Source organism: Bradyrhizobium sp. USDA 4353 (assembly GCF_054063215.1).
In genome coordinates this window covers 5,399,409-5,422,318 of sequence record NZ_JBSSGB010000001.1, presented here as the reverse complement: position 1 = coordinate 5,422,318, position 22,910 = coordinate 5,399,409, and the positions used below count along the sequence as shown (strand labels likewise).

25 protein-coding genes and 1 tRNA gene are annotated in these 22,910 nt (G+C 65.0%); 13 read left to right on the top strand and 13 right to left on the bottom strand.

What is annotated here, in order from left to right; genetic code table 11:
- Positions 1-109: 109 nt before the first annotated feature.
- Positions 110-1,018: a LysR family transcriptional regulator gene (locus ACVILH_RS24480; RefSeq protein WP_456715171.1), complete on the top strand. Its 909-nt coding sequence runs from the start codon at positions 110-112 to the stop codon at positions 1,016-1,018.
- An 85-nt stretch (positions 1,019-1,103) separates the two neighbouring features.
- On the opposite strand, the gene ACVILH_RS24475 is transcribed toward ACVILH_RS24480, so the two are convergent.
- A complete protein-coding gene (locus tag ACVILH_RS24475; RefSeq protein ID WP_456715170.1) occupies positions 1,104-2,087 on the bottom strand; it encodes a SphA family protein in 984 nt (327 codons plus the stop codon).
- 487 nt (positions 2,088-2,574) lie between these two features.
- On the opposite strand from ACVILH_RS24475, the gene ACVILH_RS24470 reads away from it, so the two are divergent.
- The 3 genes from ACVILH_RS24470 to ACVILH_RS24460 all read left to right on the top strand — a co-directional run bounded on the left by ACVILH_RS24470 (position 2,575) and on the right by ACVILH_RS24460 (position 4,071).
- The gene (locus ACVILH_RS24470; RefSeq protein ID WP_456715169.1) at positions 2,575-2,763 is read left to right on the top strand and encodes a hypothetical protein; all 189 of its coding nucleotides are present in this window, start codon (positions 2,575-2,577) and stop codon (positions 2,761-2,763) included.
- A 336-nt stretch (positions 2,764-3,099) separates the two neighbouring features.
- Positions 3,100-3,513, top strand: coding sequence for a response regulator (locus ACVILH_RS24465; RefSeq protein ID WP_456715168.1), 414 nt, complete (start codon positions 3,100-3,102; stop codon positions 3,511-3,513).
- Between the two features lie 135 nt (positions 3,514-3,648).
- Positions 3,649-4,071 (top strand): group II truncated hemoglobin, encoded by a 423-nt coding sequence (locus tag ACVILH_RS24460; RefSeq protein ID WP_456715167.1) that lies wholly within the window; start codon positions 3,649-3,651, stop codon positions 4,069-4,071.
- Positions 4,072-4,082: 11 nt separating this feature from the next.
- On the opposite strand, the gene ACVILH_RS24455 is transcribed toward ACVILH_RS24460, so the two are convergent.
- From ACVILH_RS24455 to ACVILH_RS24435, 5 genes are all read right to left on the bottom strand, one after another.
- Entirely contained in the window at positions 4,083-4,277 is a 195-nt protein-coding gene (locus tag ACVILH_RS24455) for a hypothetical protein (protein ID WP_172109804.1), read from the bottom strand.
- Positions 4,278-4,325: 48 nt separating this feature from the next.
- A complete protein-coding gene (locus ACVILH_RS24450) occupies positions 4,326-4,712 on the bottom strand; it encodes an NUDIX hydrolase (RefSeq protein ID WP_456715166.1) in 387 nt (128 codons plus the stop codon).
- A 198-nt stretch (positions 4,713-4,910) separates the two neighbouring features.
- Entirely contained in the window at positions 4,911-5,819 is a 909-nt protein-coding gene (locus tag ACVILH_RS24445; RefSeq protein WP_456715165.1) for a hypothetical protein, read from the bottom strand.
- 261 nt (positions 5,820-6,080) lie between these two features.
- The gene (locus ACVILH_RS24440; protein ID WP_456715164.1) at positions 6,081-6,218 is read right to left on the bottom strand and encodes a hypothetical protein; all 138 of its coding nucleotides are present in this window, start codon (positions 6,216-6,218) and stop codon (positions 6,081-6,083) included.
- 51 nt (positions 6,219-6,269) lie between these two features.
- On the bottom strand, positions 6,270-6,521 hold the full coding sequence (locus tag ACVILH_RS24435) for a hypothetical protein (RefSeq protein WP_456715163.1): 252 nt from the start codon (positions 6,519-6,521) through the stop codon (positions 6,270-6,272).
- A 324-nt stretch (positions 6,522-6,845) separates the two neighbouring features.
- Here ACVILH_RS24435 and ACVILH_RS24430 point away from each other — a divergent pair, with 324 nt between their 5' ends.
- Entirely contained in the window at positions 6,846-7,199 is a 354-nt protein-coding gene (locus ACVILH_RS24430) for a DUF6481 family protein (RefSeq protein ID WP_456715162.1), read from the top strand.
- A gap of 59 nt (positions 7,200-7,258) precedes the next feature.
- Here ACVILH_RS24430 and ACVILH_RS24425 read toward each other — a convergent pair whose 3' ends face one another.
- Entirely contained in the window at positions 7,259-7,495 is a 237-nt protein-coding gene (locus tag ACVILH_RS24425) for a pentapeptide MXKDX repeat protein (RefSeq protein ID WP_456715161.1), read from the bottom strand.
- 365 nt (positions 7,496-7,860) lie between these two features.
- Between ACVILH_RS24425 and ACVILH_RS24420 the strand changes: the two genes are divergently transcribed.
- Genes ACVILH_RS24420 through ACVILH_RS24410 form a run of 3 tightly spaced genes read left to right on the top strand, consistent with a single transcriptional unit; the run spans position 7,861 to position 10,784 of the window.
- Entirely contained in the window at positions 7,861-8,883 is a 1,023-nt protein-coding gene (locus ACVILH_RS24420; protein ID WP_456715160.1) for a TRAP transporter substrate-binding protein, read from the top strand.
- Positions 8,884-8,886: 3 nt separating this feature from the next.
- Positions 8,887-9,429: a TRAP transporter small permease gene (locus tag ACVILH_RS24415; RefSeq protein WP_456715159.1), complete on the top strand. Its 543-nt coding sequence runs from the start codon at positions 8,887-8,889 to the stop codon at positions 9,427-9,429.
- Positions 9,426-10,784, top strand: a complete 1,359-nt coding sequence (locus ACVILH_RS24410) for a TRAP transporter large permease (protein ID WP_456715158.1) — start codon at positions 9,426-9,428, stop codon at positions 10,782-10,784. The genes ACVILH_RS24415 and ACVILH_RS24410 overlap by 4 nt, the downstream gene beginning before the upstream one ends.
- A 38-nt stretch (positions 10,785-10,822) precedes the next feature.
- Here the strand turns inward: ACVILH_RS24410 and ACVILH_RS24405 are convergent, their stop codons facing one another.
- Genes ACVILH_RS24405 through ACVILH_RS24395 form a run of 3 tightly spaced genes read right to left on the bottom strand, consistent with a single transcriptional unit; the run spans position 10,823 to position 15,377 of the window.
- Positions 10,823-11,740, bottom strand: coding sequence for a hydroxymethylglutaryl-CoA lyase (locus ACVILH_RS24405; RefSeq protein WP_456715157.1), 918 nt, complete (start codon positions 11,738-11,740; stop codon positions 10,823-10,825).
- A gap of 23 nt (positions 11,741-11,763) precedes the next feature.
- Positions 11,764-13,767: an acetyl/propionyl/methylcrotonyl-CoA carboxylase subunit alpha gene (locus ACVILH_RS24400; RefSeq protein WP_456715156.1), complete on the bottom strand. Its 2,004-nt coding sequence runs from the start codon at positions 13,765-13,767 to the stop codon at positions 11,764-11,766.
- Positions 13,768-13,769: 2 nt separating this feature from the next.
- Positions 13,770-15,377: a carboxyl transferase domain-containing protein gene (locus tag ACVILH_RS24395; RefSeq protein WP_456715155.1), complete on the bottom strand. Its 1,608-nt coding sequence runs from the start codon at positions 15,375-15,377 to the stop codon at positions 13,770-13,772.
- 273 nt (positions 15,378-15,650) lie between these two features.
- On the opposite strand from ACVILH_RS24395, the gene ACVILH_RS24390 reads away from it, so the two are divergent.
- Positions 15,651-16,292 (top strand): TetR/AcrR family transcriptional regulator, encoded by a 642-nt coding sequence (locus ACVILH_RS24390; protein WP_456715154.1) that lies wholly within the window; start codon positions 15,651-15,653, stop codon positions 16,290-16,292.
- A 5-nt stretch (positions 16,293-16,297) separates the two neighbouring features.
- Positions 16,298-16,783: an Lrp/AsnC family transcriptional regulator gene (locus ACVILH_RS24385; RefSeq protein WP_456715153.1), complete on the top strand. Its 486-nt coding sequence runs from the start codon at positions 16,298-16,300 to the stop codon at positions 16,781-16,783.
- Positions 16,784-16,845: 62 nt separating this feature from the next.
- Here ACVILH_RS24385 and ACVILH_RS24380 read toward each other — a convergent pair whose 3' ends face one another.
- Positions 16,846-17,151, bottom strand: a complete 306-nt coding sequence (locus ACVILH_RS24380; protein ID WP_456715152.1) for an ETC complex I subunit — start codon at positions 17,149-17,151, stop codon at positions 16,846-16,848.
- A 221-nt stretch (positions 17,152-17,372) separates the two neighbouring features.
- On the opposite strand from ACVILH_RS24380, the gene ACVILH_RS24375 reads away from it, so the two are divergent.
- From ACVILH_RS24375 to ACVILH_RS24365, 3 genes are all read left to right on the top strand, one after another.
- Positions 17,373-18,515, top strand: a complete 1,143-nt coding sequence (locus tag ACVILH_RS24375; protein ID WP_456715151.1) for an OpgC domain-containing protein — start codon at positions 17,373-17,375, stop codon at positions 18,513-18,515.
- 180 nt (positions 18,516-18,695) lie between these two features.
- Entirely contained in the window at positions 18,696-19,100 is a 405-nt protein-coding gene (locus ACVILH_RS24370) for a translational machinery protein (RefSeq protein WP_456715150.1), read from the top strand.
- A 719-nt stretch (positions 19,101-19,819) separates the two neighbouring features.
- Positions 19,820-21,841: an acyltransferase family protein gene (locus ACVILH_RS24365; protein WP_456715149.1), complete on the top strand. Its 2,022-nt coding sequence runs from the start codon at positions 19,820-19,822 to the stop codon at positions 21,839-21,841.
- Positions 21,842-21,939: 98 nt separating this feature from the next.
- Here the strand turns inward: ACVILH_RS24365 and ACVILH_RS24360 are convergent.
- Together ACVILH_RS24360 and ACVILH_RS24355 are read right to left on the bottom strand one after the other, a co-directional pair.
- A tRNA-Pro gene (locus ACVILH_RS24360) sits at positions 21,940-22,016 on the bottom strand.
- A 167-nt stretch (positions 22,017-22,183) separates the two neighbouring features.
- Positions 22,184-22,837, bottom strand: coding sequence for a cold-shock protein (locus tag ACVILH_RS24355; protein WP_456715148.1), 654 nt, complete (start codon positions 22,835-22,837; stop codon positions 22,184-22,186).
- Positions 22,838-22,910: the final 73 nt, after the last annotated feature.

The following is a 22,910-nucleotide window of genomic DNA, read 5'->3' as shown; positions in this document are numbered from 1 at the left end:
CCTTGACGTTTCTTCCCGGGATCTGGAGTAGCGCGGTTTGACCATTTCGAAAAATTGATTATCAAGATCGATGGCATTGATCCTCTGAATACATCCCGCGAGGCGGCCGATGCGGTTCAACAACAAGTTCGATCTCAATCTGCTGGTCGCGCTCGATCATCTGCTGCATTTGCGCAGCGTCAGCGGGGCGGCCGCGCGCATGAACATGACGCAGTCGGCGATGAGCAACGCCCTGCTCCGCCTGCGCACCTATTTCGACGACGAGCTGCTGGTGAAGATCGGGCGCAAGATGGAGCTCACGCCGCGCGCGGAGGTGCTCAAGGACTCGATCAGGGACCTTCTGGTGCGGGTCGACTGGGCGATCGCCTCATCCACGGAGTTCGACCCCGCGCAGTCCGACCGCTGCTTCAAGATCCTGGCCTCGGACTACACGCTGGTGACCTTGATCCCGCGGCTGCTGGCGCGCAGCGAAGCCCTCGCCCCCGGCATCCGCTTCGATTTCCTGCAACAGGTGCAGCGGCCGGAGCGCGCGCTCGAGCGCGGCGATGTCGACCTCCTGATCATTCCCGAGGAGTTCAGCTCGAAGCTGCATCCGTCGGAGGTCATCTTCGAGGACGATTTCTGCGTCATCGCCTGGAGCAAGGGCAAATATGGCAAGGGCAAGCTGTCACGGCAGGATTTCGCGAGCGCGTCCCATGTCGTGATGCGGCCCGCGATCGCCGCGCAATCGCTCGAAACCCATTACCTGGAGCAGCGCGACACCAGCCGCCGCGAGGACATCTCGGTGTACGCGTTCACCGCCATCCCGCATCTCATCACCGGGACGGACCGCATCGCCACCGTGCATCGCAAATTGGCTGTCGCTGCCCAGCGCAGCCTGCCGATCCGCATCATCGATCTGCCGGTGAAGCTTCCGGCTCTGCGCCAGCGCGTGCAGTGGCACCGCTATCGCTCCAATGATGCCGGCCTGCTGTGGCTGCGCAATCTGATGCGCGAGGTGGTCGCGGAGCTGCCGTGATCGACGTCTGCGGTCTCTCATGAAAACGGCCGGCGCAGGAGCGCCGGCCGTTCGTAGCTCGAAAATGCCGGCGGGGCAGCGCGGCTCAGTGCCTGGCCGGTCCAGTGCCCGGCGGGGGCGCCGGCACCCAGATCGGGAACGCCACGTTCGCCCACACCGTGTCGCTGCGGCTGCCGTTCTCGACAAGGAAGGTGTGCTGGTAGTTCACATTGACCTGGAAGGATCCGCCATCATAGCTCAGCGACGGCCCGAGATTCAGCGACTTGAGGCGGTTGCCGTCCTGGACACCCGCCAGATTGAACGCCTTGACGCCGTTGACCTTGTCGTCCTGATACTGATGCGTGTAGCCACCGACCGCGCCGATCTTCCAGGCGCCGATGTTGTAGCCGACGTTGAAGTCGACCACGAGCGCATCACCGCTGCGATATTGCTGGCCGAGTTGGGTGAACGCGTTGACCGAGTCGGCATTGGTCGTGTTGAGCAGGAGACGCGGCGAGATGGCGAGCTCGAACCCCTTCGGGTCGGCATAGCGATAGGCGATCACCGGCGAGATCGTCGTGTAGTTGGTGCCGACGTTCAGCGGCTGCCGCGCCGAGTAGGTGCCGGTATTCGGCATGATGTCGAGCCCCGCCGTCACGCTCTGGGTGGGCGACAATGCCCAGCGCAGGATCACCGGCGAGAACGTGATGTTCGCAAGCCCGTTGGCCTGGAAGGAGCCGCCCGGCGTGGTGTTGTCGAGATGCACGTACGGGACGACCAATTGCGAATAGACATGGGCGCCGAAGAAATCGCCGGGATAGCTGGCGAGAAACCGCATGGTCTCCGACACCGAGGACAGCTTGAAATTGATCGGCAGCTTGTTGCCCTGGCCGTCATACAGGCCGTTGGCGCTGGTGTAGCTGGTCTGGCTGATCGCAAACAGGCCTGGAATCGGCGGCATCGTTCCGATGAAGATGCCGGGCGACCCCGCGGGATAGTTGGTGGTGCCATTCTCCGCCGCTCTTGCGCCCGGCAGAATGACGGCCAGCATCAATGTCGCCAGAGCGGACTGCTTCAGTCCTCGTCTCATATTCCCCCCTCAGTGGCGCGCTTCTTGAACGAGCTTGCCCCCATCGACCGCCGGCGCGGCGCACCGGCGCCCGATGGATCACCTCATTGATGAGCGATTTCGGAACATTGGTAAAATTGATCGTTGTGATCTCATGTATTGACCCGCTCGATGCGTCCGCACGGGCTCAGCCGACCGCGTGCCCGCTCACCGGCGGCCGCTTGCCGTTGGATTGATTTGCCCGTCGGGTGCGCCGAGGCACCCATTCAACGGCCGGGCGCGGCAGCGAACTAACAACTCACGATGCGCCGGAAAACGGATTTGGCACGGCGCATCAGGGACATCGCCCCGTGCTGTGCTGTCGCTCGAAAAAATGCGCTTCCGTTTTTTCGAAAAATGATGTTCTCTGTCCCAGTCCCGTGCTCCTCGAGGGGGGCGCTTCGCGATCGTCACGAACGTTGGGCGCGGGATGCGGTGGCCGCTGGCATGTCGCAGCACAGGAGACTGTGTGGACGAACGGCAGTTGGCGGACGTGAAATCGCGTGGTCCTGGCGCCCCGACGCTGGCGCCAAGTCTTTGGGTGATGATGAGCCCGGAGGCGACGGTGGCTAAACAGCCGGACACCGGGGAGACCGCGTATAAGCGTGAAGACCATCGCGCGGGGAATGCCGGGTTGATCCGGCTGAACCTGTGGTGACTGCCGCCTGCTTTTTTGTCTGCAGGCGGGCCATGGGTTGCGGCCAGCAGCCCGGCATTCCCTGCGCCCTCTGGGCCGAGGGCGAGCCCATTCGCAAAGCTCGGGCGCCGAAAGGCGTCGCGTTGACGATGGCCTATGTCCGCCGACAACAGCTCGCCTCCGCGAAGATGCGTAGCGCGCGAGCACAATGAATCCGCTCGCGCATTCATACACAATATACGATGACGTGCAGAACCACACGTAATTCTACGGGACCGAAAATTTACGCGGAACTCAGAAACCGACTCTTAAGCTCCGAACGTCCATCAGAGGTCGACACACAGCCGCGCGGGGACCATGCTGAACGAACTTCTCGTGATCGAAGATGCCGATGTTCATCTGTCGATCCTCCGCAAGATCGCTGTGCAGGCGGGCTTTGCCACGACCGGCGTAAACTCGGTCGACGGCGCCATGAGCGTGCTGCGCCGGCGCAACTTCGAGTGCATCACCCTCGACCTCAACCTCGGCGAACGCTCGGGCACCGAGGTGCTGCAGCTCCTCGCCGACATGAAGTCGCGAACGCCGATCCTCATCATCAGCGGCTCGGACGACCAGACCCGCGACATCACGGTGCGGGCCGGCAAGATCCTCGGCCTCAACGTCTATCCGCCGTTCCCCAAGCCGGTCGATCTCGCGCTGCTGCGCCAGACGCTGCGCCAGATCGCCGCCGACACCGATCGGCAGCGCCTCGTCAAAGCCAATATGCGCTAGCGCCAACGCGCTTTTGTGACCCGCGCCCGCGGCGCTGCCGTGCGGCGGCCATCGCCATGTCGCCTTTGATGCAGATCAAGGCGGCAGCGGCCCGTCGCCTGTTGGCTGCAACGGGACGAACGGAAACGGGATGCAATGACGGCAGCGGAGCAAGCCAGCGAAGCGGTGGTGGTCGAGGCGACGCCCTACGAGCTGATCGGTGGGGAAGCGGGCGTTCGCCGTCTGACCGATCGATTCTATGCCATCATGGACGAGGAGCCGGACGCGCGCCGCATTCGCGCCATGCACGATGCCGACCTCGGTCCGATCAGGCAATTGCTGTTCGAGTTTCTCAGCGGCTGGCTCGGCGGACCGCCGATCTACTTCCAGCGCGCCGAGCACCGCTGCATCATGTCGGCGCACCGGCCCTACCCGATCGGCGATGCCGAGCGCGACGAGTGGATGACGTGCATGCGCCGCGCGATGTTCGATTGCGACATCACGGGCGACATGTACGACCTGCTGGATCGGGCTTTTCTGCGAATGGCCAACGCGTTCCGGACGCGTCCAGCCAACTGAGCTCTTCGAACTCAGCCGCGCTTTTCGGCGGCTTCTCGCGCCAGACGTTCGGCGCGCAGACGTTCACGGTTCTTGTAGAAGGCCCGCTGGGCCTCCTCATGCTCGCGCATAGCCTGCTCGGCATCGGCCCTGCGCATGGCGTCGCGTGCCCGGCGCTCTTCAGGCGTCAGGACGCGTGGCGGTCTGGCGGTGCTTTCGTAAGTCATGGCGATATAACGCCGCGGTGCGCCAGGCGTTCCCGCCCGGCTTTCCGTTTAGTCGGCCTTACGCGGAAACAACTGGTCCCGAATATAGCGCGACGTCGGCGTCAGGCTGATCCCATAAGGTTTCTGCCACACCGCGCGGTCGATCTCTTTCTTGTCGCCGATATCGAGCCGCCCTTTGGCATTCTTGGCGATGAAGATCGCATCGCTCATCTTGCGCCCGGAGCGCTTGTTCTTGGCCGTGACTTCCTTCCACAGCCGCAGGCGGCCGAGCTTGAGCTTCGGCAGCTCTTCCTTGATCTCGCGCTTGATGCAGTCCTTCGCGGTCTCGCGCGCCCGCTTGCGGCCGCCCGGAAACATCCAGCGGCCGTCGATGCGGCGCCGGACCAGGAGAACCTTGCCGCCCTTCGCGGCAACCAGCTTGGACGCCTTGGTCATTGCTTCGGAAACTCTCACCTCGCCCTGAAGCGGAGCGTATCAGGATTCGTTCCAACTCCCGCTCCGGACGTTTGCGGAGGCCGGAGCGGTGCGCGAGATCGGATCCGCTTCCTCCATCAGTCGCGGGCGGCGCATCCGGGTTCAGCCGCGCGGCCGAACATGGCGCCGATCAACGCCACGTCAGCCGCATCAGCCAGATCAGTAGCAGGAGCGCGGATCGACCGCGACATACTCGCCGGAGGGATAGCGATAGTAGCAATTGCCCTGCGACAGGTAGTAGCCGGGCCGCGAGGCGGCGGTGGCGCCGGCGATCGCTCCCGTTGCGCCGCCGATCACCGCGCCCGCCGCGGCGCCGCCGGCCTTGCCGGTCAGGATGCCACCCAGGACGCCGCCGATGATGGCGCCGCCGAGCGCGCTGGCGCCGGGATCGGGATCCGCAGGCGGCGGCGCCGGCTCATAGGCGACCGGCGGAGGCGCGGCTTCGTACACGGTCGCCGGGGCATAGACGATGTCGTCGGCATATTCGTCGGAGACGTAGGTCGGCGGGCCTTCCATCGGCTCAGGATAATAATACCAGACGCCACCAACGTCCCACCACCAGCCCTCCCGTCCATTGTGGACGGTGTGATGCCATCGGCCGCCTTCCCAGCCGACGCGGCCCCGATAGGCCTGTCCGCCATAGTCGCGGACGCCGATGGCGCCGCGGGCATAGCGCGCGTCCGGGCCACGGCCCATGGCTGCGGGACCGGGCGGACGTCCCTGCTGCGCCACCGGGGCGGGCAGCCGCCCCTGCGGCGGCATCCCGGCGCGCGGCGCGGGGCCACCGGGCTGTCCTGCGACAGGACCCTGGCCGGGTGTTGGGATGTGCCCTTGGAGACCGCCGGGCGGCATCCCTTGGCGCGGCCCTTGTTGGGCCTGCGGCTGGCCGGCCGGCGGTTGCCCGCCCTGCCCCTGACGAATGACGCCGGGCGGACGGCCCGGCAGCGGATGGCCAGGACCGGCCTGATCCGGCGCGGGTCCCTGCGCGTCTGCCGCGGACGGCAGAGCGACGGCCGCAAGCATGGCCAAGGCCGGCAGCCACGATCTGGTTTTGTCGATCAACGTCATGCTTGCCTACCTCTCGCTCTCCCGCGATCCGCGATGGCGCTGCGCCGGCGGGAATGGTGGCCCGCCGACCTCGGGCCGAATCCGACCACGGCGCGTAGACGGTCGGCCATCCGACAATCCTCGCGACAAACCGGTAAAATCGCGACAAATTTGCGGCCGAGCCTGCGACCGAATCCCTTCGCAGCCATGAGGATAGGCGAAAATGGAGCTGATTCGCCGCTGCGAATGTGTCGCCCTGCGCAGCCGCGTCCCGATCGACCTTCAGCGTTCCGGCTGGATGACGTTACAATTGGTGCGGCCGGACATCAGGCAATCCTGCATCTTGCTGGCCGAGGTCAGGCTGTGGGCGAGCCAAAGGCCGAACCCAACCATGATCGCTGCAAACACCAGCGCCGCCATGGCACCGCCCCGTCCGCCGCCCTCGTCTTGCCCGCTCATCCCTTGACCTGCCTAGGCGGCGCGCAGGTCGGCGGCGGCGCCGTGCGGCGTCTCGTGATGGCGCGAGGCCGGGGTGACCGGCTCGACCCGGGTGCAGCTCGTCACCCAGAACAGCTGTCCGCACTCCCATTCCGCGCCGAGGACACCGGTCGGAACAGGGGTCGGGCGAGCAAATACCGCCGTCGCGACGCAGGCGCTCACCACGAGACAGGTGAGCGCAAGAGCGAGCGCCGTGCGCCCGCGCCCTCGAAAAATGGAGGTCATGCCGGTCGTCTCCGTTCGATGTCGCACCCGAACGGTGCGCCAGTGCCCGTGAGGTGTGAGGCAGCTCACAGCCGGCCGACCTTCGTCAGCTTGACGGGAGGCTTACATAGCGATCGCTACAGAGCATGCAAGCGCCGAACAGGCTCCATGTGGAGGAGCGGCGATAAAGCATTTGTCATCGACGCATGCCATCCTATACACACGGCCTCGCGTCAGCCTTCGCACGTGTTCACGACACTGTGGAAGAATGGCATGGCGGCGCAAGCGGCCCCTGACCGAACCCACCCAATCAAACCACACCAGTAGCGAAGTGACGACGTCTCCATGAGAGGATTCAAGGAACCCGGATTTGCCGATCGGCAGAAGGCCGCGCAGCAGGCCCGCCAGAGCATCTTGCAGAAGTTCAAGTCGCAGCCCGGGCCGGACGATCCCGAAGTCGTGAAGCGCCGGCAGGAGCGCGAGGCCGCCGCGGCGCGCCGCGAGCAGCAGCGCCTGGAGCGCGAGGCTGCAAAGGCCGAGCAGAAGCGACTCGAGGAGGAGGCCAAGGCCGCCGAGGCTGCCCGCCTGGCCCGCGAGGCGGAAGAAGCTGCCGCGCGTGCCGCCGAGCTCGAGGCCGAGCAGAAGGCCAAGCGCGATGCGCGCTATGCGGCGCGCAAGGCGCGCGGCAAGAAGAAGTAACAGCAGAGGCGCCGGGCGAAGCATTCGCCATGGCGCCTCCGCTTCTGTCGAGACGCGGCTCAGTTCTTCTTCATCATGCCGTCGTCCTTCTTCATCCCGTCCTTGGACATGCTGTCCTTCTTCATGTTGTCCTTGGCCATCGTGTCCTTCTTCATGCCGTCGTGGGACATCGAATCCTTCTTCATCCCATCGTCCTTGCCCATCTTGTCCTCGGCAAAGGCCGCCGGCGCGGCGGCGACGCTGAAGGCGAGAGCGGCGGCGGAGATAGCGAGGATGAGGCGGCTGCGAGACGTCATGTTGAGCGCTCCTTCGAGGTGCGGGGTTGGACGGCGATCGATTGCGCCGCTCATCGATCTCGACGTCGCCGGCCGGGCGATTGTTACGGGCGCTCGAAAAAAATCTCATGGATCAACTTCGAGTCGCATTTGGCGGTGTTTCAAAGCTCGACACAATTTCGCCCCGGCAAGCCGATGTTAGTACAACCGCTGCAAGGGACTCAGAGGCGGGCAGTTGCGCCGCAGCAATATGTCGCCTCCCCTGCATTTGACCTCGAACGGGCTGTATAGTTCGGCTAGAGGTAAATCCGGCAGTTTGGCTCGTATCGGTAATGCCAGCGAACCGGGGTCGGGAACCCAACCAGAAGTTGTCCAGGGGAAGTCTCATGCTCTCACGCCGTCATGTCATCGCGTCCGCGCTCGCCGCGCCGGCTATCCTTCGCTTCGGGACCGGCACCGCCCATGCCGCCACCACGCTGAAGATTTCCCACCAGTTCCCCGGTGGAACCATCGACAAAGGCGACTTCCGCGACCGGCTGTGCCGGGTGTTCGCGGAGCAAGTCGCCAAGCGCTCGGGCGGCGAGATTGCCGCCGAGATCTATCCGAACTCCTCGCTGATCAAGACCGTCGCGCAGTTCTCGGCGATGCGGAAAGGCGCGCTCGACATCAGCCTGTATCCGATGCCCTATGCGGGTGGTGAGCTTCCGGAGACCAACATCGGGCTGATGCCCGGCCTCGTCACCACCTATGATCAAGGCATGCGCTGGAAGAACGAGCCGGTCGGCAAGGCGCTCAGCGACTTCCTCGCCGACAAGGGCATCATCCTGCTCACCTGGGTCTGGCAGGCCGGCGGCGTCGCCAGCCGCTCGCGTCCGCTGCTGACGCCTGACGACGCCAAGGGCATGAAGGTGCGCGGCGGCTCGCGCGAGATGGACATGGTGCTGCAGACCGCCGGCGCGTCCGTGCTCTCGGTTCCCTCCAACGAAATCTATACGGCGATGCAGACCGGCGCCTGCGATGCCGGCCTCACCTCGTCGACCAGCCTGATCTCGTTCCGTCTCGAAGAGGTGGCGAAGGCCCTGACCTCCGGCGCCAAGGCGTCGTACTGGTTCATGCTCGAGCCGCTGATGATGTCGAAGGCCTCGTTCGACAAGCTGCCGAAGAACCAGCAGGACATCCTGCTCTCGGTCGGCGCAGAGATGGAGGCGTTCGGCCGCAAGGGCGCGCAGGAGGACGACATCGAGGTCGCCAAGGTCTACGAGAAGGCCGGCGCCAAGGTGGTCGATCTCGATGTCGAGATCGTCAACAAGTGGCGCGACATTGCGCGCGACACCGCCTGGAAGGACTATGGCAACAAGTCCGCCAACTGCGCCAAGCTCCTCAAGCTCGCCTCCGACGTCGCGGCCTGATCGATGCACGCGCCCGTCTCGGATGAGACCTCGCCTGTCACCGGCGCCAGCGGACCGCTGGCGCCGCTTCAGCGTGTGATCTCCACCCTCAACAGCATCATCGTCGTTCTCGCCGCGATTGCCCTCGTCGCGGCCTGTGTCATCCTCAGCTACAGCGTCGCCGGCCGCGCGCTGTTCAAGGCCGCCAATTACTGGCAGGACGAGGCCGCCGTGTTCCTGCTGGTGGGCGCCACCTTCATGACCGCCGCTTATGTGCAGGAGCATCGCGGCCATGTCAGCATCGAGGCCTTCGTCGGCCTGATGTCGCCGCTCGCCAACAAGATCCGGCTCTGGCTCGTCGATGTCGCGAGCTTTCTGTTTTGTGCCTTTTTCACCTGGAAGTCCTGGACCCTGACGCATGAAGCCTGGGTCGACGGCCAGGTGTCGAATTCAATGTGGTCGCCGCCGCTGGCCATTCCCTACGGCCTGATGGCTGCGGGAATGACGCTGCTCTGCGTGCAGATGCTGCTGCAGATCGTGGCCCCGCTGACCGGAGCCCGTCGATGAGCGTGTTTGGAATTGGTGTCGCTTACGGGCTCTCCACCCTGTTTGCGATGTTCGCGGGCATGCCGATCGCGTTCGCGCTCGGCGCCGTCGCCGTGGTGTTCATGGCGATCTACATGCCGGCTGCGTCGCTCGATACGGTGACGCAGAACGTCTATGAGGAAATGGCGTCGATCACCCTGCTGTCGATCCCGCTATTCATCCTCAAGGGCGCCGCGATCGGCCGCTCCCGCGCCGGCCAGGATCTCTACTCGGCGCTGCACGCTTGGCTGCATCGTGTGCCCGGCGGTCTCGGCGTTGCCAACGTGTTCGCCTGCGCACTGTTCGCGGCGATGGCCGGATCGTCACCCGCGACCTGCTCGGCGATCGGCTCGGCCGGCATTCCCGAGATGCGCAAGCGGGGCTATTCCGGCGGCTTCGCGGCCGGCATCATCGCAGCCGGCGGCACGCTCGGCATCCTCTTGCCGCCCTCCATCACGATGATCCTGTTCGCGATCGCCGCGGAGAAGTCGCTAGGACGTCTGTTCCTCGCCGGCATCGGCCCGGGACTGCTGCTGGTCACGCTGTTCGGCCTCTATGCCGTCGTCCGCTTCCGCCAGGAATATGCGCGCGCGAAAACTGTCTATGAGAAGTCGGGCGCCTGGTCGGACATCCTGGTCAAGGACGAGTACACCATGGCGCAGCGCTTTTCGGTGCTGCCGCGCGTGATCCCGTTCGTGCTGCTGCTCACCGGCGTCATGGTCGCGCTCTATGGCGGCCTGGCGACCCCGTCGGAGACGGCCGGCCTCGGCGGCATCCTCGCGCTGGTGCTGATCGCGATCATCTACCGGGTCTGGAGCCCCAGCGATCTCGCGCCGATCATGAAGGCGACGTTGCGAGAATCGACCATGCTGATGCTGATCATCGGCATGTCGCTCTTGTACTCCTACGTGATGAGCTATCTGCACATCTCGCAGTCGGTGGCGGAGTCCATCGTGGCCATGCACCTGCCGCGCTGGGAGCTGCTGTTCGCGATCCTGCTGATGGTCGTCGTGCTCGGCTTCTTCCTGCCGCCGGTGTCGATCATCCTGATGACCGCGCCGATCATCCTGCCGCCGCTGCGCGCGGCGAACTTCGACATCATCTGGTTCGGTGTCGTCATGACGATCGTGATGGAAATGGGCCTGATCCACCCGCCTGTCGGACTGAACATCTTCGTCATCAGGAACGTCGCGCCGGACATTCCGCTGCGCGAGGTGATCTGGGGCACCCTGCCCTTCGTGCTGCTGATGATGGCCGCGGTGCTGCTGCTCTGCTTCGTGCCGCAGATCTCGACCGCGCTGCCGGACCTGGTGATGGGCCCGGATCTCAGCCGCTGACGCGGAGGCGAATGGCGAATAGGAGTAGCGACTAGGGCTTACCCCTGATCGTTACTCGCCCGCCTCGCTTTCGCATTCAGCGCCGACGCCACGCGGCTGACCGGCGGACGGCCGAGCAGGCGGCTCATCTCGTTGGTCGCCGCCAGCAGCTTGGCCATGTCGACGCCGGTCCGGATGCCCATGCCCTCGAGCATATAGACGACATCCTCGGTCGCGACATTGCCCGTCGCGCCCGGCGCGAACGGGCAACCACCGAGGCCGCCCGCGGCGGCATCGATCACGCGCACGCCCTCTTCCATCCCGGCATAGAGATTGGCCAGCGCCTGGCCGTAGGTGTCGTGGAAATGCATCGCCAGATGCGTGACCGGCACGTCGTCGCAGACGGCGCGCAGCATCTGCTTGGCCTTGAGCGGCGTGCCGACACCGATGGTGTCGCCGAGCGAAACCTCGTAGCAGCCGAGATCCCACAGCGCCTTGGCGACGTCGGCGACGGCCTGCGGCTTGATCTCGCCCTCATAGGGACAGCCGAGCACGCACGACACATAGCCACGCACCTTGATGCCGTCGGTCTTGGCATGCGCCACGACAGGCTTGAAGCGCTCGAGCGATTCCTCGATGGAGCAATTGATGTTGGCGCGCGAGAAGCTTTCGGACGCCGCGGTGAACACCGAGATCACCTTGGCGCCCGCCGCATGCGCCGCCTCGTATCCCTTCACGTTGGGCACGAGCACGTGGAACTCGCCGGGCAGCGCGGCGACGCTGCGCATGACCTCGTCCGAGCCCACCATCTGCGGGATCGCCTTGGGCGAGACGAAGGCGCCGACCTCGACCGTGGTCAGCCCGGCCGCGACCAGCGCACGGACGAAGGCGATGCGGTCGGCGACGCTGACCGATGTCTTTTCGTTCTGCAGGCCGTCGCGCGGGCCCATTTCGATGATGCGCACGCTCTCGCTCATGCTGACCTCATTCAGTTGGAGGATCAGGCGGAGGGTTCGATTTCCGCCAATTCGACGCCTTCCTGCACGATGTCGCCGACCTTGCACCTGATGGCCTTGAGCACGCCCGCGAACGGCGCGCGCAGGGTCTGCTCCATCTTCATCACTTCGAGCGTCAGGATCGCGGCGCCCTTCTCCAGAACTGCGCCTTCCTGCGCCAGCAACGCTACCACGGTGCCCGGCAGCGGCGCGACGATCTTGTCCTCGCCGCCCTGCTCCTCGTCGTCGCCGCCGAACGGATCGATCCAGTGCAGATCGAAGCGGCCGTTGCGGGTGCGCAGATAGAGCTCGTGCCCCTCGATGACGGCCACCACATGGGACTTGATGCCGTCGCGCACAAGGTCGAAGCCGCCATCATATGTGGGGATAGCCGAGAACGAAGTCTGCCTTCCATCGATCGACAATGTCTGCACGCCCGGGCCATAGGCCAGCGTCACCGTCCGCGGATCGCCGCCGGCATGGCGGAACGAGAATACGCGCTGCCGCAGACCCACCGGCATCCAGCCGGAGCAGCGCCATGGCGATGCTGGCTCGCTGGCCGCGGCCTTCTGCTCGTCGACCAGAATGGCCGCGACAGCGGCGCACAGCTCGACATCTCCTGCGGCCGCGCCGTCTTGGGTCAGTTGCGACAGGTGACGCTCGATGAAGCCGGTGTCGATCGCATTCGCCTGGACGTCAGGATGCGTCAGCAGCGCCGACAGGAACGGGATGTTGCTGACGATGCCGCGGACGTCGGTGTCCTCCAGCCCGCGGTTGAGCCGCTCGATCGCAACCTCGCGCGTCGGCGCCCAGGCGATCATCTTCGCCAGCATCGCGTCGTAGTACGGCGAGACGGCATCGCCCTCGCGATAGCCGGCATCGATGCGCAGGCCACCGGTCTCCGCCGGCGTCCGCCAAGTCTTGATGGCGCCGACCGAGGGCATGAAGTTCTTCGCCGGATTCTCCGCATAAACGCGCGCCTCGATGGCGTGGCCATTGAGCTTGATCTGGTCCTGCGTCAGCGGCAGCGCCTCGCCGAAGGCGACACGCAGCTGCCATTCGACGAGATCGACGCCGGTGATCAGCTCAGTGACAGGATGCTCGACCTGGAGGCGCGTGTTCATCTCGATGAAGAACACGTCGCGGCCGTCGGAGACGAACTCGATGGTGCCCGCCCCGACATAGTTTACGGCGCCCGCCGCGCGGCGGGCCGCGGCACAGACCGTGTCGCGCTGCTCAGGCGACAACGTCGGCGACGGCGCCTCCTCGATCACCTTCTGGTGCCGGCGCTGCAAGGTGCATTCGCGCTCGTACAGCGACACCAGATTGCCGTGACTGTCGCCGATAATCTGCACCTCGATGTGGCGCGGGTTCTGGACGAACTTCTCGATCAGCACACGGTCGTCGCCGAACGCCGCCTTGGCCTCACGTTTGGCGCTGGTGACGGCATCGGCGAGATCGCCGGCCGCATTCACCACGCGCATGCCGCGGCCGCCGCCGCCGGCGGAGGCCTTGATCAGCACGGGGAAGCCGATCCGCGCGGCTTCATTGGCAAGCGTGGCCTCGTCCTGCGCCTCGCCATGATAGCCGGGCACCAGCGGCACGCCGGCCTGCTCCATCAGGAATTTCGAGCCGGACTTCGAGCCCATCGCGGTGATCATCGCCGCCGTGGGGCCGACGAATACGAGGCCGGCGTCGAGACAGGCCTGCGCGAACTCGGCGCTCTCCGACAGGAAGCCGTAGCCGGGATGAACCGCCTCGGCTCCGGTCTGCTTGGCAGCCTCGATCAGCCGCTCGATGTTCAGGTAGGAGTCGCGAGCACGTGCGGGGCCCAGCAGCACGGCCTCGTCTGCAAGCGCGACATGCAGCGCATTGCGGTCGGCTTCGGAGTAGACCGCGACGGTCTTCAATCCCATCGCGCGCGCGGTGCGGATGACGCGCACGGCGATCTCGCCGCGGTTGGCGATCAGGAGCTTGCGGAAACGGCGATACAATCCGGGACGAGCCATGATCACATCCTGAACAGGCCGAACTTGGTCGGCTCGACCGGAGCATTGGCGGCAGCTGATAATCCGAGCCCGAGCACGAGCCGGGTGTCGGCGGGATCGATCACGCCGTCGTCCCACAGCCGCGCGGTCGCGTAGTACGGATTGCCCTGCGCCTCGTATTGCGCGCGGATGGGCGCCCGGAATGTCTCTTCCTCTTCCGCCGGCCAGCTCTCGCCCTTGGCCTCGATGCCGTCGCGGCGGACCTGGCTCAGCACCATCGCCGCCTGCTCGCCGCCCATCACCGAGATGCGCGCGTTCGGCCACATCCAGAGGAAACGCGGCGAGTACGCCCGGCCGCACATGCCGTAATTGCCAGCGCCGTAGGAGCCGCCGATCACGACGGTGAATTTCGGCACCGAGGCGGTCGCGACCGCGGTCACCAGCTTGGCGCCGTCGCGCGCGATGCCGCCGGCCTCGTATTTCTTGCCGACCATGAAGCCGGTGATGTTCTGCAGGAACACCAGCGGGATGTTGCGCTGGCAGCACAGCTCGATGAAGTGAGCGCCCTTCAGCGAGCTCTCGCTGAACAGGATGCCGTTGTTGGCGATGATGCCGACGGGATAGCCGAAGATGTGAGCGAAGCCGCACACCAGCGTCTGGCCGTAGAGCTTCTTGAACTCGTCGAACTCGGAGCCGTCGACCACGCGGGCAATGATGTCGCGCACGTCGAACGGCTTGCGGCCGTCGGCCGGCACCACGCCGTAGATCTCCTCCGCCTGATAGCGCGGCTCGCGGACCTCGCGCATGTTGAGCACGGTGCGCGCGCCCGGCGGCTTCAACGTGCCGACGATGCGCCGCGCGATGCCGATCGCATGCGCATCATTCTGCGCGTAGTGATCGGTCACACCTGACTGCCGCGAATGCACATCGGCGCCGCCGAGCTCCTCGGCACTGACAACCTCGCCGGTCGCGGCCTTCACCAGCGGCGGGCCACCGAGGAAGATCGTGCCCTGGTTGCGCACGATGATGCTCTCGTCGGACATCGCCGGCACATAGGCGCCGCCGGCCGTGCATGAGCCCATCACGATCGCGAGCTGCGGAATGCCCGCGGCCGACATCTGCGCCTGGTTGAAGAAGATGCGTCCGAAATGCCGCTCGTCCGGAAAGATCTCGTCCTGCAGCGGCAGGAAGGCGCCGCCGGAATCGACCATGTAGACGCAGGGCAGATTGTTCTGCCGCGCGATGTCCTGCGCGCGCAGGTGCTTCTTCACCGTCATCGGATAATAGGTGCCGCCCTTGATGGTGGCGTCATTGGCGACGACGACGCATTCGCGGCCGGCGATGCGGCCGATGCCGGTCACGATGCTGGCCGAGTGCACGTCGCCGCCATAGAGCCCGTGCGCCGCAAGCGGCGACAACTCCAGGAAGGCGGTGCCGGGATCGAGCAGCAGGTCGACGCGCTGGCGCGCCAGCATCTTGCCGCGCGCGAGGTGGCGTTTGCGCGAGGCCTCGCCGCCGCCTTCGGCGACCTGTGCCAGCTTGCCGCGGAGGTCCGCAACGAGCGCGCGCATGGCCTCGGCATTGCGCGCAAAATCCGCTGACGAGGGATCGATCGTGGAATGAAGCGTCATGATCGCCGTCTTCGTGTCTCAGCTTGGAGGGAAAGCCGCGGGGAGCACGCGTCAGATTGCGCGCGACCGGAAGATCGGCCGCAACCAAGGGTTTATCACCACTGCCGGCATGCTGTCCTCCCCGGACCTCTCGCGACCGTTTCAGGCCGTCCGTCGTTCTCGAATTAAACGATCATACGTTTTTATATCGAGTTCTCAAGAGGATTGTTGTATGGTTTGGTCCGGGCAGCAGCTCTTTGAGACGATACGTATTTTGGGTCTCGCGAGGATGAGATGGCGCGCACGATCGGGTCACATGGTCCGACGACGATGGAGGCGATCCGCAAGGCCGGCCTGCGGCTGATCTTCGAGCACGGCTACGAGGCCATGAGCCTGCGCCAGCTCGCCGCCGAGGTCGGCCTCCAGCCCGGCTCTCTCTATAATCACATCAGCACCAAGCAGGAGCTGCTGGCAGTGCTGATCCAGGACCACATCAGGGATCTCCTGGGCGAGCTCGAGCAGGCGCTCGGGGACAAGCAGGGTGCGGTCGAACGTCTCCGGGCGTTCGTCGCCTTCCATGTCAGCTATCACATGACGCGGAAGCGCGAGGTCTTCATCGCCAACTCAGAGCTGCGCAGCCTCGAGCCGCGCAACTATGAGGCCGTGGTGGCGCTGCGCGGCGCCTATGAGCGCAGACTGGCCGATATCCTCACGGACGGCGTCAAAGAAGGCGTGTTCGACGTGGACGACGTTCAGGTCGCAACCTTCGCGATCATTGCGCTGCTGACGGGGCTGTGCAGCTGGTATCGTCCCGGCGGCCGGCTGACCAAGGATGCGATCATCGCCGCGCATGAGAAGCTCGTCCTGTCCGGGGTCATGCCGCGCACCGCTGCGGCCCAAGCCGGCGGCGACGGCACAACGGGAGAACAGGCCTAGCGGCGATGGCAGAGCGCCCCGACCTCGACGCGATCGACCGCAGGATCCTCGCGGAGCTGCAGGCGGACGGTCGCATGCGCATCAACGAGCTGGCGGACCGGGTCGGCATCTCGCATCCGAACTGCCTGCGCCGGGTGCGCGCCCTGCGCAGCACCGGCGTGATCAAGGCGATCCGCGCCACGATCGACGAACGGGCGCTCGGCTACGAGGTGGTCTCGTTCGTCACGATCCAGCTCGACAGCCAGAACCAGGCTGCGCTGGCGGCCTTCGAGGCGGCGATCATGCCGCTGCCCTGGGTCCAGCAATGCTGGCGTCTCTCCGGAGACGCCGACTTCCTGCTGAAATGCGTCTCGACCGGCGTCGAGGGCATGAGCCGGCAACTGCGACAATTTGCGGCGCTGCCCGGCGTTCGCACGATCAGAAGCTTGCCGTCGCTCGGCCAGTCGAAGGACGCACCCCTGCCGATCCCCGGGGACGGCGCGCCAAGCTAGGCGTCGCGGGCGCCCCTGCGGTTTACGAAACCCACCGCGCGGGCTGGGTCAGTGCAACCTGATCAGTGCGTCCAGGGCTCGCCGCGGCGGAACGAGAAATTGTCGGCATAGGCGACCTGGCGCTTCACCGGCTCCTTCGGCTCGATCACCTGGTATGGAATGCCCTTGCGCTCGCAATAGGCGATCGCCTCGTCCTTGGTGTCGAAGCGCAGGGTGACCTGCTGCTTCATGTCCGACGACGACGTCCAGCCCATCAGCGGCTCGACCGCGCGCGGCTGCTCCGGCTCGTAATCCAGCTGCCAGTCCCGGGTCTTGGCCTTGCCCGATTGCATCGCGTTCTTGGCGGGCTTGAAAATACGTGCGGTCATGGCTGGCAGAGCCCCTCGAGCGGCGGTCGGCATGCGTTTGGCGGAAACGGCTGGGATGGGGTACACGCAACATTCAGCATGGAACGGTGATTCCCATCCAGGACGTGACCGTCTATCGTGCTCCGTATAGTCATTCTGCCGTCTCGTGACAATCTCGCTCGACTGCCACCGCGCCTCCTGCCCCGATCGTTTTCCATTCAAGACAGTGCGTTGAAGCGGCCATGAAAATCAATGCCACGCTGCCCGAGAGAGGGCGCGACCTGCGGCTCGACCTGTTTCGCGGGATCGCCAACTGGGCGATCTTCCTCGACCACATTCCCGACAATGTGGTGAACTGGATCACCACGCGAAACTACGGCTTCAGCGACGCCGCCGACCTGTTCGTCTTCATCTCCGGCTATACCGCCTCGTTCGTCTATGCCCGCATGATGATCGACCGCGGCTTCATCGTCGGCGCCACCCGGCTGTTCAAGCGGGTGTGGCAGCTCTACGTCGCCCACATCGTGCTGTTCGTCATTTACATCGTGGCCATCAGCTATCTGGCGACGCGCTTCGGCGTTTCCGAGATCATCGACGAGTTCAACGTGGCTGGCCTCGTCGACCACGCCAGCGACACCCTGGCGCAGGGCCTCATCCTGAAGTTCAAGCCGGTCAATCTCGACGTGCTGCCGCTCTACATCGTGCTGATGGGGTTCTTCCCGCCAGTGCTGTGGCTGATGCTGCGTCAACCCGATCTCACCATGATCGCCTCGATCGTGCTCTGGCTCCTGGCGCGGCAGATGGGCTGGAATTTCGCCGCCTATCCGGCCGGCACCTGGTACTTCAATCCGTATTGCTGGCAGGTGCTGTTCGTGTTCGGCTCATGGTGCGCGCTCGGCGGCGCCCGCCGCTCGATGGGCATCATCATGGCCCCGGCCACGCTCTATTTCTGTCTGGCCTATCTGCTGCTCGGCTTGGTCATGACCATGGCCGGCCGCTTCCCCGATCTCGGCGCGATGTTTCCGCACTGGCTTTATTCGGCGTTCAACCCGAACGACAAGACCAATCTCGCCCCCTATCGCTTCCTGCATTTCGTGGTGATCGTGATCATGGTCATCCGCTTTGTCCCGAAGGAGTGGAAAGGCCTGGAGTGGAAAGGCTTCGATCCGCTGGTGGTCTGCGGCCAGCAATCGCTGGCGGTGTTCTGCGTCGGCGTCTTCCTGTCGTTCATCGGTCACTTCACGCTGATGCTGAGCTCGGGCTCGCTGCTCGCCCAGATCCTGGTCAGCGCCGCCGGCATCGCGATCATGACCACGGTGGCCTACTACATCTCCTGGTCGAAACGGCAGGACAAGCCGTTGCCCAAGCCGCCTGCTCCGAAATGAGCGGGCCTGGACGAGGCGCCCTCTCCGGCGGCTCGTCCGTTGACCTGCATCAAGGGGCCCCCATCGGGGCTCGCTAAGGTCCCAAGCACAAGAGAAGCCGCTTGCTGCGGCGCGCGCTCCTCCGCGAGCGCGCCAGCCACGATGGCTGCTTGCTGATCATTTGCTGACGAGGACCAGATCATGCCGACCCATTTCCATGCCGTCGTGTGGCTCGATCACAGCGAGGCCAAGCTGTTTCACATCGGCCTGACCGGCGCCGACGAGCTGACGCTGCATCCGCAGTTGCAGACCAAGCATCTGCATCACAAGGCCAACTCGATCGGCAGCGGCCATGCGGCGCCCGACAAGCATTTCCTCGAGGAGATCGCGCATGCGCTCAACGACGCCGGCGAGATCCTGATCATCGGCCCGGCCAGCGCCAAGACCGAGCTCGCCAAGTACCTGCACGAGAAACATCCCGCCGTCGGCAAGCGCATCGTGGCCGTCGAGGCCGCCGATCATCCGACCGATCGGCAGATCGTCGCCTATGCCAAGCAGCACTTCAAGATGGCGCCGCCGCGGGTGATGACGGGCACCGCGGGCTAAAGCATCACGGACGCAGGCGTCCAACTGCAATCACGTCCCTCGTTTCGCACCGGCCGCCGATCGCGGCCGGTGCTGTTTTGATCAGCGTCCTGCGCGCCTCGTGACCGGCGCATAACCGCAAGCGCTGAGCGTGGCTGTCACCATGCTCAGGACCATGCGCCGCGCGCTCCAGCCGACTGATTTGATTTAGCGCAAAGACGCGAAATCTCGATTGCGATGAGGTGAGGGCTGGCGGATGTTCCTTCCCCGGATTCACCCGCACCACTTCGGATGCTCCCGGGTCTTGCCGCTGCGGGAGCATCCGAACTTTTTTGTCGGTCGAGCCAGCCCGAACATCGCCGGCCGGGGCTCCGGTCCAGGCTTGTTTGTCGACGCGATCATGCTCATTGAGCCACGGCAGCTTCGCCGTTCCCGATACCGGCCGAGCGCGCCGCACATGCTCGCGACCGAGCGATCGCGCGTCCCAGCAGCGGCTGATCGCGAACCAGCCTTGAGCCCCTCGAATCGCTCGTCGCGATTCTGAAAATCGTCATGCTCTCGTCCTGAACGCGCCACATCAAAGGTGGGACGCCGGCAGCATCGCGGCGCGCCTGCGGCCTTTCGTCGAATCCTCAAGCCGTGCTCGGCGTGATCGCGCGCGTTTCCAAATATTGCCATTCATTTCAACTTGTGTCGCCGCAGCGTTCGGTGTCCTGGTATGGAAGGTGCGGCAGAGTCAGATGCGTTTGTCATTCCGCGCCGACGTCGACTATCTCAGAGCCATCGCAGTCTTCTCGGTCATCGGCTTCCACTACGACATCCCCGGCTTTTCAGGTGGCTTCGTCGGCGTCGACATCTTCTTCGTGATCTCAGGCTTCCTGATCTCGCGACTGATCTGGACCGACATCCGCATCGACGCGTTCTCGTTCGCGCGCTTCTACGAGCGTCGCGCCCGACGACTCTTGCCCGCTCTCTACGTGGTTCTGCTCGCGACCGGGATCTGCGCGTGGTACCTCGCGCCACCCCACGATTACAGGGCCTTCTTCGAGAGCGCGGTCGCCACGCTGCTGTTCAGCTCGAACATCTACTTCTGGACGCAATCCGGCTATTTCGACCTGCCGGGAGTGAGCAAGGTCCTCCTCCACACCTGGTCGCTATCGGTCGAAGAGCAGTTCTATTTCGTCTTCCCGCTGGTGACGTGGCTGTGGAGCAAGTGCTTTCGCGATCCGTCCTCGCGCTGGTCGTTGCTGCTGGTGGGCAGCGGCGCCGTGGCTCTGTGCGTCCTCGACGAGCTCATGATCAAGCAGCAGGCGCAGGCCGCGTTTTATTTGTCGCCGCTGCGCGCCTGGGAGTTTCTCATCGGCGGCCTCGTCTATCTGGCCGACCGCTGGTCACCGTCGGACGTCCGGACCCGCTATGCCCTGGCGCTGGCCGGGCTGGCGGCGATGCTGCTGCCGGTCGCGCTGTTCAGCCCGGAGACTCGCTTCCCGGGTCTCCATGCCCTCGTCCCATGCGTGGGCGCCGCGCTCTTCATCTTCGCGTTCAACCGCGAGGGCTGGCGGCCGCCTTTGCCGGCGGAGGCCGCCGGTCTGTTCTTCGGCAAGATCTCCTACTCGCTCTACCTCTGGCACTGGCCGGTGTTCGTGCTCGGGACAGCAGCGCTGCCCCGCGACTGGGCGACAGGGCCTGCATCGAGCGGCGTGTTCTTGCTGTGCTCGATCACCCTCGCTTATGCGACCTATCGCCTGGTCGAAGCGCCCGCGCGCGCGACGGTCATGTGGAAGCAGATGCGCGTCACCAGCCTGATCGCGGTGGCCTCGTCGCTCATGATCGCGATCGCTTCGGCCGGCATCCTCGGCAACGGCTACCCCGATCGCTATCCGCAGGCGCAGCAGCGAATGCTGAGATACGACGCGGCGTCGCTCGTCCCCTACTACCGCCAGCACGTCTGCTTCCTCGATCGACAAGAATCGATGTCGGTCTATCGGAGCTCGGAATGCCTGGCATTCGCCGGCGACAGGAAGAACGTGCTCATCGTCGGTGACAGCACCGCCGCTCACTACGTCCCCGCCCTCCAGGACTATTTCGCCGCAAGTCCGTATCAACTGCTTCAGTTGAACTCCGCAGGCTGCGCGCCGCTCATTGGACTGCACCAGGACGGCTCGAACAATTGCAACGAGATGACCGCACGGATCGGCGAGCTCATCCGCGGCGGCAGGCTTTCAGCGATCATCATCTCGGCGCATTGGCGCGCCTACCTTCATCGGCAACTGGCCCCGTCGGAAGCCAGCGGGAGCGAACGATCCGATCGTCCCGCCCCGGCCCTGGATGCCTATCTCGACGCGACCTTGTCGGCCGCGCGGGATGCTGGGCTGCCCGTTCTCGTGTTCGGTCCGTCGATCGAGTTTCCCGTGCCGCTGGCGAGCAGCCTGGTCAGCCGAGAGCTGACTCACTTCCCGCCCGACAAGTCATTCCTTGCGCTGGACGAGAGCTTCGCGGTCGACGCCCATCTGAGGCAGCTATCGCGCGGCTATGAGAATGTCAGGTTCATCTCGGTGCTGCAGGCCGCGTGCCCCAACCGGATCTGCCCGCTGACCGCCAACGCCGAGACGCCGATCGTATGGGACACGCTCCACCTCACGCCCGAAGGGTCGCACTACGTCCTCGAGAGCCTCAAACCCCAGCTCGACGACTTCTTCCGGGTCGATGAGGACGCGCCGTCCTCCCTTGGACCGACGGCCGCGGCCGGTGCCCCGCAATGATCTCCAGTCCTGATACCGCGCCGGCTACGACGGCCCCGCGAGGGCAGAACCCCGTCAGAACAGGTGCTAGGAAAACGGAGATTTCTCAGATGCTTAGATGGTCGGGGCAGCTGGATTCGAACCAACGACCTGCAGTACCCAAAACTGCCGCGCTACCAGGCTGCGCTATACCCCGATGTCCTCGAAGGACCACTGTCGTGGAATGACCACGTCACTACACGGTCGCGGCGCCCGCAGCAAGCCACAGGCGCGTCCGATGGGCCACGGCCTGAAAAGACCAATCCCAGGAACGACAAAGCCCCGGATCCCGGGGCTCTGCGACGACGATGCGATCCTCAATCCTCAGTGCGAGGATAGCGCCGGCGATCCCGCCTCGGGATGGATCTCGGCCGCCATCATGCCCTTGGAGCCCGGCCCATAGCGGACAAGGACCCACTGGCCCGGGCGCAGCTCGGTCATGCCGAAGCGACGCAGCGTCTCCATGTGGACGAAGATGTCCGGCGTGCCCTCGCCGCAGGTGACGAAGCCGAAGCCGCGCAGGCGGTTGAACCACTTGACCTGGGCCCGCTCCAGCCCGCTGGTCGGCGTCACCGTCACGTGTGTGCGCGGCGGCAGCATCTGGGCCGGATGGATCGCCGTCGACTCGTCCATCGAAACGATGCGGAAGGCCTGATAACCCTTGGCACGCTGGACGCATTCGACGACCAGACGGGCGCCTTCATAGGCCGTCTGATAGCCGTCTCGCCTGAGCACCGTGACGTGCAGCAGCACATCCGGCCAGCCATTGTCGGGAACGATGAAGCCGTATCCCTTCGAGGCGTCGAACCATTTGATCACGCCACTGATTTCGACGAGGTTCTCGCCGAGACCAGCCAACGCATCGATCGCCTGATCGCGTGCTATACCGCTCTGATAGTCAGCTCCGAGCCGGTTTGGTGTAGCACCACCAGCAACCGGTACTCCAAGCTTCTTGGACTCAAATCCGTCCGACCCCATAACCCCGGACCTCACAGATGAATTGTGAGCCGCCACCCCTGCAACGGCGTCTGCGCGTGCTCATCACTTATAC